Below are 12,002 nucleotides of genomic sequence, written 5' to 3'. Positions count from 1 at the left end.
ATCTCTAGTGTTGTTAATGTATTTAATATTTATGTTTTTTTATCAATTGTTATTGTTAACAGTTCATTAAATTTGTTTTTTTTCTTTGTTTTTCAAAAATTTTTTAAAGTTATGCTGGTGAGTAAAGGTGAAAATTAAAAGAAGAGAATTTTTATCAATTGGTTGTTTAGGTCTTCTTTACGCAGTTCTCAATTATAGACTTATATCTTTAGCCATGTTTAGTGGTAGTGAGTTTAAACAGGTAACTATAGATAGCACTACAAGAATTTTTCCACTTCCAGCACCAAGAGGAAAAATTTTTGATAGAAAGGGACTGCCTATGGCATATGATAGTTCAGCACATGCGGTGATGTTTATGGCAAAGGATGAAAAAAATGCAATAGAACTTGCAGATAGCATTGCCCCCATCCTTAATAAGGATTCCATAAAGATTTATAATGCTGCTAAGCAAAGTATTGGAAACCCATATCCATACATACTTCATGAAAAATTGGATATAAAACAATATCTAAGTTTGTCAGAGCTTACCTTTAGGCAAAAAGGTTTTAGACTTATAGAAATTCCTATGAGGAATTATCCTTTAAAAAATGTAGGCTGTCATGTTGTAGGTTATGTGGGTGAGGCATCAGAGGAAGACCTTAAAAAATTTTCATATTTACATCCAAATCAGATTGTTGGTAAAACAGGTGTAGAGTTAATAAAGGATAAGGAACTAAGAGGGGAAGATGGTGCAGATATAACAATTGTTGATGCCTATGGAAATATACAAAAGAGATTTGAGGGAACAAAGCCTATACCTGGTGAAAATGTAAAAATTAATATCGATTCTGATCTTCAAGAATTTGCTCAAAAGCTTTTGGATGAGAAACCTGGGGCTGTTGTGGCACTTGACCCAAGAAGCGGAGAGATATTAACCCTTGCTAGTTCTCCAGATTTTGATCCCAATGAGATGGTTTATGGCATGTCACAAAAAGAATGGAATGAACTTCTAAAAAGGGATCATCCCTTTATTAATAGGGCTCTTTCGGCTTTTCCTCCAGGTTCTACTTTTAAAATAGCTGTTAGTGTTGCAGCTTTAGAAGAAGGAGTGACCACTCCAGAAGAGTTGTTTTATTGTCCTGGATATTTAAAAGTTGGAGATCATACCTTTTATTGTTGGCTTCCTGGAGGGCATGGTCACCTTCATATTGAAAAGGCAATTGCACAATCATGTGATGTAGTTTTCTATACTCTTGGTTTAAGATTAGGACCTGAAAAAATAAGATATTATGCGAATAAATTTGGTATTGATTTGCCTAGTGGGCTGAAACTTCCAGGCGAAGAAATAGGTTTTTTGCCTACAAAAGAATGGAAAGAAAAAGAATTTAATGATGTTTGGTATGATGGAGATACGGTAAATATGTCTATTGGTCAAGGATTTGTTCGTACTACTCCCTTGGATGTAGCTAGGATGATGAGTATTTTCGTTAACAAAGGAAGTTTTTCAGGATGTAAATTAATTAGTGGTTCAGATTCATCTTATGAGGGTTTAAAATTTAGCGATAAAACTTTTGAGATAGTAAAAGAAGGCCTAAGGAAAGCAGTTTTGGAAGGTACTGCTCAAATTTTGAATAGCGATAAGTATACTGCAATTGCAAAAACTGGTACTGCTGAAGATCCTCCGAGAAAAAAACCCCATTCATGGATAGTGGCAGCAGCTCCATCTGATTCTCCTGAAATTGTAGTTTGTGTGTTTTTCGAACATATTGGCGAAGGGGCATCGTTTGCCGGACCAGTTGCCAAATCTTATCTTGATTATTATTTTTCAAATCCTAGTTTGAGGGAAAGATAATGGAAAAGAATAAAAAATTTCGCCTAATAGGTAGCAGAGGAGCTCTTAGACTTATAATAGATGAAAAGCCCTCTTTAACAGATATAACGACGTATGTAAAATCCTTTTTTGAAAATAATAAAACCTTTTTTAAGGGTACCAAAATAATTTTTGAAATACAGCCTTTATGTGATTTGGACCCATCTTTCATTGAACAGTTAAAACTTAAGCTAGCTCGTTTTCAAGAGATAGATACATTTAAGGTTTATGAAGACAAAGATGATCAAAATGAAGTTGAAGACAACGATTTTAAAGTTTATGAATACAAAATATGTTTTGATAGAATGAATACAAAATATATTTTTAAAAGTTTAAGATCTGGACAAAAGATAGATTATGAGGGAAATGTTATAATTTTTGGAGATGTAAATCCTGGTTCAAAGATTTCGGCTGGTGGTTCTGTAATAGTTTTGGGTAGTTTGAAGGGAACAGTACAAGCTGGAATTTTGGATAGCTCTTCTATTGTTTTTGCATTAGATTTTGATCCAATGCAGCTTAGTATTGCAGGTGTATTGGGTACTTTATCGAATAATGATGAAAGTATTATAAGAAATAGTAATATGTTTGCGTACTTTAAGGATAATAAAATTAACGTAGAACCCTGGATAGGGAGAAAATTTTTGATAGGGGAGTGATATTTTGGGGAAGTGTATAGTTGTAACTTCTGGTAAAGGTGGAGTTGGTAAGACTACTACTTCGGCTAATTTGGGTGGTGGTCTAGCAAGTTTAGGCAAATCAGTGCTCCTTGCTGATGTGGATATTGGATTAAGAAATTTGGATATTATTATGGGTCTTGAGAAGAGAATTGTTTATGATGTGATGGATGTAATGGAAGGAAGATGTAAAATCCAGCAAGCTATTGTTAGAGACAAAAGGTTAAGTACTTTGTATCTACTTGCTGCTTCTCAGATCCACGATAAATCAGATCTTGCTGAACTTATTGATAGGTTTGGAGAAATAATTAAGGGTTTAAAGAAGGAATTTGATTATGTAATTTTGGATTCTCCGGCAGGTATTGAGCAGGGATTTATGGCAGCTTCAAGTTTTGCTGATGAGGCTATTGTAGTAACTACTCCTGAAGTTACTGCGGTTAGGGATGCGGATAGAGTAATAGGCTTGTTAGAGGCAAAGGGAATTAAGGACCACTATCTTATTTTAAATAGATATAGGTATTCGATGGTGAAATCAGGGAATATGCTTGATGTTGAGGATGTTTTACACATATTAGGAATTGAATTGCTTGGCATAGTTCCTGAAGATCCGGAGATTATAACTTTTGCCAATAAAGGTGAACTGGTGGTAACTTCAGATTCGACTGCCGCAGGAAAAGCTTTTCAAAGGATTTCAAGGAGATTGAACGGTGAAAAGGTAGAATTCCCCTCTTTTGAAGAGGATAAAGGGCTATTTAATAAAATTAAAAGCTTTTTTAGAGCTAGGTTGGGTGAGTAAAAAGTGGGGATTTTAGATTTTTTATTTAAAAAAGGTGATAAGAATTCGTCGATAGCAAAAGAAAGGTTACAATTTGTTTTAACATTTGATAGACTTTCAATAAATCCTGCTTTGCAAGAAAAAATTAGAGATGAAATTATACAAGTAATAGATAAGTATATGGAAATAGATAAAGAAGCAGCAAGCGTATTTGTAGAGTCATCAGAGTCCAATGTGAGTCATCTTATTGTAAATATTCCACTTAAAAGAAAAAGATAAAGTTGTTTCAAAGACTAAAAGGTATAATAGCAATAATCGATTTTAAACTTTTCTTGATGGTTACTGCTTTGATTATATGGGGTATTGTAAATATTTATAGTGTTACTTATTCTAATAATTTTTTAACTGGGGGAAATAAATATATATTTGTTATTAAACAATTTGTATGGTATTTAATTTCGGTTTTTTTAATGTTATTTTTTTCCTACATTGGAGAGAGACGTATTTTTGAAAATTCAAAGAAGATATATTTTATAGGAATTTTTATTTTGTTATTTACAGTTGTTTTTGGTCAAGTAGCACTTGGTTCAAGGAGATGGCTTTCGCTAGGCCCTTTTTCTTTTCAACCTTCAGAGTTTTTAAAACTTTTGATTGCAATACATCTTTCAAAGATTTTTTCCTCGCAAAATAAAGCTTATATTATAATTTTTAGTTCGGCTATCTATTCTATAATTCCCTTTATAATCGTATCGCTGCAACCTGATTTAGGCACTGCTTTATCGATTTTATTTTTGTGGTTTGTAGGATTTTTGTTTTATGGTTTTGATTCAATAATATATCTTGTTTTCTTTGCTATATTAATATCTTTCTTCGTTTACTTTTTGAAATTACTTTTAGTTGTACTTGTCCCGCTTATGTTTTATATTTTTATGCGCCTTAGAAAAAATAAATTAACTCTTATTTTAATTTTATTTTTAACAGTATTATCTGGTATTTCTGGACCTATAGGTTGGAATTCATTGCATACATATCAAAAAGAAAGGTTGTTGTCATTTGTAAATCCATTTCAGGATCCTACTGGTGCGGGATATCACATTATACAATCTCAAGCAGCAGTAGTTTCAGGGGGGTTATTTGGGAAGGGTTTTTTAAATGGAGCTCATACTCAACTACATTTTATTCCGGAACAACATACTGATTTTATTTTCAGTGCAATTGTTGAGGAATGGGGACTAGTAGGTGGATTTTTGACGTTATTATTAGAATTTCTGATTGTCTTAAGAATTCTTAAAATTGGATTTGAAATAAAGGGCTATTTGGGCTATTTTTGTATATTATGGGCTTTTTTGCTTTCATTTCATACATTTGTCAATGTGGGTATGGTATTGGGTATAATGCCAGTTACTGGTATACCTTTGCCCTTTGTTTCATATGGTGGAACATTTTTAATGACGAATTTTATTGCCTTAGGTTTAATAAGCAGCATATATTATCACAATAAAAATTGGTCATTTAAATGATTCCTACTGGATATATTTTTATTTCTCTTAGTTGTGTTTTATGGGGACTTTTAGGACCTGTCGCTGAACTCTTGTATAGATCTGGTTTTAATGCAAGTGATGTTGTTTTTTTTAGGTTGTTTGGCGTGTTCTTGATTGGTTTTATACCGCTTCTTAAAGATTTAAGATATCTATATTCAAAAAAACTGATTTATCCGCTTCTTTTGTTTGCATTGTTTACTATTATTGAGTGGTTTTCTTTTTTCACTTCAGTAAAGTTGAACGGGATATTCATTTCTGTTTTACTTTTGTATACAGCTCCATTTTTTATTGTTATATTCGCAAAGTATATTTTTAAGGAAAAATTAAATAAATGGTTAATATTTTGTGTTTTTCTTGGTTTTTGCGGTATGATACTTCTCTTTATAACTAGTTATAATAGTAAGAGTATAATTCCTGGAATAACTATGATATTTGGCCTTGTTTCTGGAGTTTCATATGCAATTAATAGTATATTCGGAAAGTTCTTTTCGAATCGCATATTACCTTTTAAACTTACACTTTATAGGTTTTCTACTGCAACAATGATATACTTACCTCTTGTAAGTCATAATATATTTTTTAGAAGATATACCTTTTCTAACATGTTAGAAATTTTTTATTTGATATTTTTTCCTGGTATATTAGCATATTTTTTGTTTTATTACGGTCTAAGTCGGGTAGAGATTTCAAAGGCGGCTGTCTTTACCTTTATAGAACCATTAGTTGGTAGTATTGCTGCTATAGTCTTCTTTAAAGAATCAATTGGCTACAAGTTTTTTGGAGCTTTATTTATACTTTTAGGAATTCTTGGAATTTTATTAAATCCTCTCTTTTCAAGTAAAAAAAATAAAGTAATTAATTAGTTATGGAAAAGAATAAAATATTAAGTATTGATTCTCTGTATGAACTATTAGAAAAAAGAACTGCCTTTGAGAGAAGAGCAGATCAGATAGAAATGTCAAAGTTGATTTACAAAACTATGGAAAACAATGAAATAACTCTAATTGAAGCCCCAACAGGTATTGGTAAGACATATTCTGGTTTGATACCATCTATAGTAGATATAAGCTTAAACAATTCAAAAATACTTTATCTTACAGCAAAAATTGTTTTACAAGATCAGTTGATAAAAAAAGATTTGCCCAATTTGTACAAAATTTTTGATTTAGATTTTAAATATGGTCTGATTAAAGGTAGATCAAATTATTTTTGTTGGCTTCGTTTTGATGAGGCTATTAAAAACTATGGTCTTATATACCAAGACGAATTAAATTCAATAAGAAATTGGGCAAGAATTTCGCAAGATGGTGATTTAAGTGAATTTGATGATTTTTTGAACAATGAAATAAAGGATATAATATGTGTGGACTATGAAGATTGTCCTGGTAGAAAGTGTCCTTATTTAATTAGTGGGGCTTGTCACTATTTTAGACTTGTTAACTCTTTAAACGATTTGGATATTTTGGTTTCTAACTATCATACGTTCTTTTTTAATTTGATTAATGGTTCTTTCCCATTTAACTACGATCATATTTTAATGGATGAAGCACATCGTTTGCCTGAAATATTGTCGAACGCATGTACAAGACAAATTTCGAAGAGCTTTCTAAACTATTTTTTGCCGCGTGGTATTACCTTAAAGATTGTAAATAGGGAACCTGAAATTTTGTCGCCAATTTTAAATGATTTGAAATCTTTAGAGAATTATATAAATGATCTAAAAATACTTTATGAAAAATTTTTTGATTTGATACAGGAATTTTGTCTTGATCCAAAGGTAAACAAAGACTTAAAAGAAGTAACCTTTCATGAGCCTCTTACTTTTTTAGAGAAAATTGGTAACGAGATATTAGAAAGTTCAAAAAATGTTTTGAGGGAAATTGATGAGTGGGAAAGATTTTTTCAAAAAATTGGCACCAAGGGTCTTGCTGATACAAAGTTAAAGTATTATAAGAAGAAGATTGAATTTTATGCTCTAACTCTTTCTGATTTTTTAAATCTTAATGGTTATCCAAGTTTTTCATATTCCTTTTCTAATGAAAAGGGATATCTTTCTATTAAACCTGTATATGTGAAGGGCATATTTGAAAATTTTTTAGATATTCAGCCTCCAAAGTCTGTTGTTTTATATTCTGCTACTCTTACTCCAGATAAGAAGAACTTTTCTTATTTTGAAAATGAGCTTGGTTGTAAAGCTGGTAATAAGAAGGTTTTTAAAAGTGTTTTCGATTACAAAAAACAGGCAAAGATAATTATTCCTAAAAATTTTGAAATAGATCCAAAATCCTTGTTTTTTTCAATTCAAGTAGCCCAAGCGGTTGAATGCATTCTTGATGATTTTGGGGGACATGCCCTTGTTCTCTTTACATCACAGAAAAACTTAAATGAAACAAAAAGGTTAATAACATCAAAAACTAGAAAGTTTAAATATCTTTTTCAGGGTGAAAAATCAAATATCCAACTCATTGAAGAGTTTTCTAATGATAGCTCGTCTGTTCTTTTTGGGCTTAATAGTTTTTGGGAAGGTATTGACGTGCCTGGCCCTTCTCTGTCCATCTTGATAATTGATAGAATTCCTTTTCCAAATCCTACAGATCCTGTTATGGTTATGAGAGAGAAAAATGAAGGAAGAGATGCTTTTAGTAAAAGTTATTTGCCTAATGCAAAGTTAGCATTAAGACAAGGTTTTGGAAGGCTTATTAGGAGTAAAAACGATTTAGGCGTTTTTATTATTTTAGATTTTAGAATTTTAAAATGGGGTTTTTTGGAACTTTTCAGCCCTTGTGATATTCTATATAGTTGGGAGCCAGATTTAGTTAGAAAATTTATTTGGGAAGGTGAATAATATGCATCCTTATGTCCAACTTGCTAAAGAAGCTGTTGAGCTTTGGATAAGGGAACACAAAAAAGTCGATAATGAATATAAAGATTTGCCCATTTTTAAAAAAAGGAAAGCTTGTTTTTGCACAATTTATAAAAACAAAGAGCTTAGGGGTTGCATTGGCACAATCTTTCCCATATATGATTCCTTATATTATGAGATAATAGAAAATGCGATTAGTGCTGCAACGAGAGATCCAAGGTTTGAACCAGTTGGTGTTCATGAACTAGATCTATTAGAATATAAAGTAGATGTCTTATCCGAAATATTTCCAGTAAAGGATTTAAATGAGTTGGATCCAAAGGTGAACGGAATTATAGTTAAACAGGGTTCAAAGCAAGGCTTGCTTCTTCCTGATTTGGAAGGTGTAGATAGCGTAAGCGACCAAGTTAGAATTGCTAAGATGAAAGCAGGCATTTTCAACAACCTACCTTGTGAGTATTTTACTTTTACTGTTGAAAGGTTTTCTTAAGTAACTGAGAATGGGAGGAAAATTATGAAAAATTTAGTTTTATTTTTAGCTATTGTAACAACAGTTTTAATTCTTGAAGGTATTTCATTTGCAGGACCTGAGTCAAATCCTAGTCTGGAAGGGACTGTAATTTTTACACACGGGACGGCAGCTGATGCTTTGAAGGATTACTTCACTGATTGGATGAAAGGTGATTATGACAAGATGTATCAATATCTGTTGAAAGGTGATAAGAAGATAATATCTAAGGATACCTTTGTAAACGAGTTTAAAAAAGCTGAAGCAGGAGGTTTAAGGCTTGAATCCTTTAAGTTATCGAAAGAAGTTTATAAAACTGCAAGAGGGTACGCAGAAATTAACGTGAAGGTTACCTTTACAGAGAATAATCAGAAATTTGACATTGTTAAAACCATTTCAATGTATGTAGAGGATAACGAGTGGAGGCTTTCTTCTATTCCAATTTATTTCCCAGGTTCTCCAAGTTCAATGTTGCCAGATTAAACGATCATAAAAAAATAATATTTAATTTTCTTTTACTTTGAGGGAGGTATTGTCTTGTCTTTTGAATCTTTAAAGAATGAAGCGAAAGAAGAAATAGAAAAGGCTTCTTCTGTACAAGAAGTTCAGGAAATTTACGCAAAATATCTTGGTAGAAAAGGTTTAATTAATGAATTATTTTCCAAGATGAAAGATATGAACCTTGATGAAAAAAAGAAGATTGGTATGGAACTCAATAGTATAAAGGATTTTATAAATGAAGTAAAAGAAAGTAAGTTAGCCCAAATTAAGGAACGTGAAATATACAATAATCTATCAAAGTTAAGAATTGATACCTCGCTTCCTGGGGATTGTAGAAATATAGGTACTCTACATCCTTTAACGAAGGTAATTGATAAGATAATTAGCATATTTGTAGGTATTGGATATTCAATATTTGACGGGCCAGAAATAGAGAGTGATTATTACAATTTTGAGGCGTTAAATATACCAAAGGATCATCCTGCTAGAGAGATGCAGGATTCATTTTACCTCTCTAACGATTTTTTGTTAAGAACTCATACATCTCCAGTTCAAATTAGAGCAATGCAATCACTAAAGCCGCCAATCAGAATAATTGCACCTGGTAAAACTTATAGAAGAGATGCAAAGGATTCTAGGCATTCTCCTGTATTCCATCAGGTAGAAGGTTTAGCTATTGGGAAAAGAATTTCATTTGCCAACTTAAAGGGAACGTTAGAATATTTTGCTAAGTCCTTTTTTGGCGAAGATTGCGAAATTCAGTTTAGGCCTAGTTATTTCCCTTTTACTGAGCCAAGCGCAGAAGTTGATATAAAATGTATATTTTGTGAAGGTAAGGGGTGCACAATTTGTAGCCATACTGGATGGTTGGAGGTGCTAGGTGCTGGAATGGTTCATCCTAATGTTTTAAGAAATGTTGGTTATAATCCTGAAGAGTGGCAAGGATTTGCTTTTGGGATGGGCCCAGAGAGGTTAGCAATGCTTAAGTATTCTATAAATGATATTAGGTTGTTTTATGATAATGATATAAGATTTATACATTCTTTTATTGGGAATTAAATCTCATAACTGTTTAGAATATTTATTTTATTATTATATAATGAGGAGGACTTGCAGCTTTGAAAGTATCTTTGTCTTGGTTGAGTGAAATTCTTGAAGAATCTCTTGAAGTTCAAGTTGTTTCAAATATATTGCAAAGTGTGGGTATAGAAGTTGAAGAAGTTAATGAGATAAAACCTGATTTTAGCAAGGTTGTAGTGGGCAGAATTATAAATCACGAAAAACACCCAGATGCAGATAGGCTTTTTGTTGTGGATGTTGATTTAGGAGACAGCATAAAAAGAATTGTTACAGCAGCGACCAATTTAAGTGTTGGAGATATTGTTCCTGTTGCGCTTCACGGATCTAAATTATCAACTGGTACTACTATAAAGCGAACCAAGTTGAGAGGCATTTTGTCAGAAGGTATGTTTTGTTCAGCTAACGAATTAGGATTTGGTAGAGATCATTCTGGAATTATGATATTAAACGATGAACAATTTAAAGTAGGAGCAGATCTAGCTTCTGTATTGGGGGAAAGGGACTACTTATTTGAGCTGTCAGTCCCTGCAAACAGACCAGATTTAATGAGCGTTGTTGGTGTTGCTAGAGAAATAGGCGCAAAGTTGAAATTGAAAGTTAATATAAAAGACTTTGAGTGTATAGAATCTAACGATTTATCTCCTATAACAGTCAAGATTGATTATCTAGAAGGTTGTCCAGTATATTTAGGCCAGTGGATTGAGGATGTAAAGATAAAACCATCTAAAACATTTATTGCGGAAAGGTTGAAGAGAGTTGGTATAAGGCCTATCAACAATATTGTTGATTGTACAAATTATGTAATGTATCTTTTTGGGCATCCACTACATGCTTTTGATATGGATAAGATAAATAAAGGGATTATTGTAAGGCGTGCATTTGATAAAGAGAAACTGATATTGCTGGATGGAACTGAAGCTGTTCTAAACGAAAATGATATCGTTATTGCAGATAATTCAGGTTCTATAGCACTTGCAGGAATAATGGGTGCTTCTAATTCAGAGATTTCAACCACAACAACCAATGTTTTTCTTGAGGCAGCAATATTTAATCATGTAAATATTAGAAGAACATCAAGAAGGTTGGGGATAAGGTCTGAGGCTTCTATAAGATTTGAGAAAGGTTTATATTGGAAGGATGTGTCAGATATATTAATTTTTGCTTCTAAAATGATAGCGTCCGTTTCGGGTGGTATATTACATAAAAAAATCGAAATTGACGGGAAGATTCCTGAAAGTACAAAGGAAATATTTTTAGTGCCAGAAAGGGTAAATTCAATATTGGGGACTAGTTTTTCTAAAACTGATATTCAAGAATCTCTACAAAATCTTGGTTTCAAAGTTGAACTTAGGGAAGATGCTTTTAAAGTAAAAAGACCTACTTTTAGATTGGATGTTAAAGAAGCAGTTGATCTCATTGAAGAGGTTGCTAGATTCCAAGGTTTTGAAAAAATTCCGTCTACTCTACCAAGTGAGCCTATGCCTGGTTTTTTGCCTAAAAAAGTAGAAATGATTAATAAAATTAAAAATTATTTTTCAAATAACGGTTTTACTGAAGCTATTAGCGATAGCCTAATCTCAATGGAAGATGTATTTAAAACGAATAAAGTTTTTGTAGAAGGTAAAGGAAATTTAGACAAACCGCTTTTTAACGAAAGTGAGATAATAAAAGTTTTATCGCCACTTTCAGAAGAACACAGCGTATTAAGAACATCAATACTAGAACCACTAACAATGCTCATAAAGAGACACTTTAACAGACAAATTTACGATATTTCGTTTTTTGAATTGGGAAAGGTGTTTAAAAAGTCAGGAGACTCTTTTTTAGAAGAAGACGTTTTAGGCGCTGTTGCTACTGGAAAAAGACATTTAGATCCGTGGAGATTGTCTGTTGAAGATAAAAATTGGTCTTTTTATCCATTTAAAGGGATTTTTGAGAACTTTTTGAGGTTTTTTGGGGTTTCAAATTGGGAGATTTCTTCTGAAGTAGGTTGTATATTTCATCCATCTATATCATGTGCTTTTGTAATAGGCGATAAAAAAATATTAGAATTGGGTGAAGTTAATCCAAGAATTTTACATAATTGGGAGATAAATCAAACGTTTTTATATGCTCAACTTTTTATCGATAAATTTTTTGAAGTACTTGAATTTAAAGATAATAAACATGTATTTTCAATTTTTCCAGCAGCTACCAGAGATATTTCAATGC

At 32.1% G+C, this 12,002-nt stretch carries 11 protein-coding genes; all 11 read left to right on the top strand.

What is annotated here, in order from left to right:
• Positions 1–127: 127 nt before the first annotated feature.
• Positions 128–1,831, top strand: a complete 1,704-nt coding sequence (mrdA, locus tag ACWIUX_RS00055; RefSeq protein ID WP_448588675.1) for a penicillin-binding protein 2 — start codon at positions 128–130, stop codon at positions 1,829–1,831.
• Entirely contained in the window at positions 1,831–2,505 is a 675-nt protein-coding gene (locus tag ACWIUX_RS00050; protein ID WP_448588674.1) for a septum site-determining protein MinC, read from the top strand. Before mrdA ends, ACWIUX_RS00050 begins: the two co-directional genes overlap by 1 nt.
• A gap of 4 nt (positions 2,506–2,509) precedes the next feature.
• On the top strand, positions 2,510–3,319 hold the full coding sequence (minD, locus tag ACWIUX_RS00045) for a septum site-determining protein MinD (protein ID WP_448588673.1): 810 nt from the start codon (positions 2,510–2,512) through the stop codon (positions 3,317–3,319).
• Positions 3,320–3,322: 3 nt separating this feature from the next.
• A complete protein-coding gene (minE, locus tag ACWIUX_RS00040; RefSeq protein WP_448588672.1) occupies positions 3,323–3,577 on the top strand; it encodes a cell division topological specificity factor MinE in 255 nt (84 codons plus the stop codon).
• Between the two features lie 2 nt (positions 3,578–3,579).
• The gene (locus ACWIUX_RS00035) at positions 3,580–4,818 is read left to right on the top strand and encodes an FtsW/RodA/SpoVE family cell cycle protein (RefSeq protein ID WP_448588671.1); all 1,239 of its coding nucleotides are present in this window, start codon (positions 3,580–3,582) and stop codon (positions 4,816–4,818) included.
• Positions 4,815–5,702 carry a DMT family transporter gene (locus ACWIUX_RS00030; RefSeq protein ID WP_448588670.1) on the top strand — a complete coding sequence of 296 codons (888 nt, stop codon included), beginning with the start codon at positions 4,815–4,817 and terminating at the stop codon, positions 5,700–5,702. The genes ACWIUX_RS00035 and ACWIUX_RS00030 overlap by 4 nt, the downstream gene beginning before the upstream one ends.
• Before the next feature lie 2 nt (positions 5,703–5,704).
• Positions 5,705–7,684, top strand: coding sequence for an ATP-dependent DNA helicase (locus ACWIUX_RS00025; protein ID WP_448588669.1), 1,980 nt, complete (start codon positions 5,705–5,707; stop codon positions 7,682–7,684).
• Position 7,685: 1 nt separating this feature from the next.
• Positions 7,686–8,192: an AmmeMemoRadiSam system protein A gene (gene amrA / locus ACWIUX_RS00020; RefSeq protein ID WP_448588668.1), complete on the top strand. Its 507-nt coding sequence runs from the start codon at positions 7,686–7,688 to the stop codon at positions 8,190–8,192.
• A gap of 24 nt (positions 8,193–8,216) precedes the next feature.
• Positions 8,217–8,693, top strand: a complete 477-nt coding sequence (locus ACWIUX_RS00015) for an NTF2-like N-terminal transpeptidase domain-containing protein (protein WP_448588667.1) — start codon at positions 8,217–8,219, stop codon at positions 8,691–8,693.
• Between the two features lie 54 nt (positions 8,694–8,747).
• On the top strand, positions 8,748–9,770 hold the full coding sequence (gene pheS / locus ACWIUX_RS00010) for a phenylalanine--tRNA ligase subunit alpha (RefSeq protein ID WP_448588666.1): 1,023 nt from the start codon (positions 8,748–8,750) through the stop codon (positions 9,768–9,770).
• 59 nt (positions 9,771–9,829) lie between these two features.
• Positions 9,830–12,002 (top strand): phenylalanine--tRNA ligase subunit beta (gene pheT, locus ACWIUX_RS00005; RefSeq protein ID WP_448588665.1); only part of this gene is annotated, 2,173 nt, incomplete at its 3' end.

It is taken from the genome of Thermodesulfobium sp. (assembly GCF_053498235.1).
Note: the sequence above shows the minus strand (reverse complement) of the source record. Positions and strands in the feature narration are given on the sequence as shown.

Coding starts and splice junctions, on each gene's coding strand:
- ACWIUX_RS00030 (WP_448588670.1), top strand. CDS start 4,815: ATGATTCCTACTGGATATATTTTTATTTCTCTTAGTTGTGTTTTATGG.
- amrA (WP_448588668.1), top strand. CDS start 7,686: ATGCATCCTTATGTCCAACTTGCTAAAGAAGCTGTTGAGCTTTGGATA.
- ACWIUX_RS00025 (WP_448588669.1), top strand. CDS start 5,705: ATGGAAAAGAATAAAATATTAAGTATTGATTCTCTGTATGAACTATTA.
- ACWIUX_RS00050 (WP_448588674.1), top strand. CDS start 1,831: ATGGAAAAGAATAAAAAATTTCGCCTAATAGGTAGCAGAGGAGCTCTT.
- ACWIUX_RS00015 (WP_448588667.1), top strand. CDS start 8,217: ATGAAAAATTTAGTTTTATTTTTAGCTATTGTAACAACAGTTTTAATT.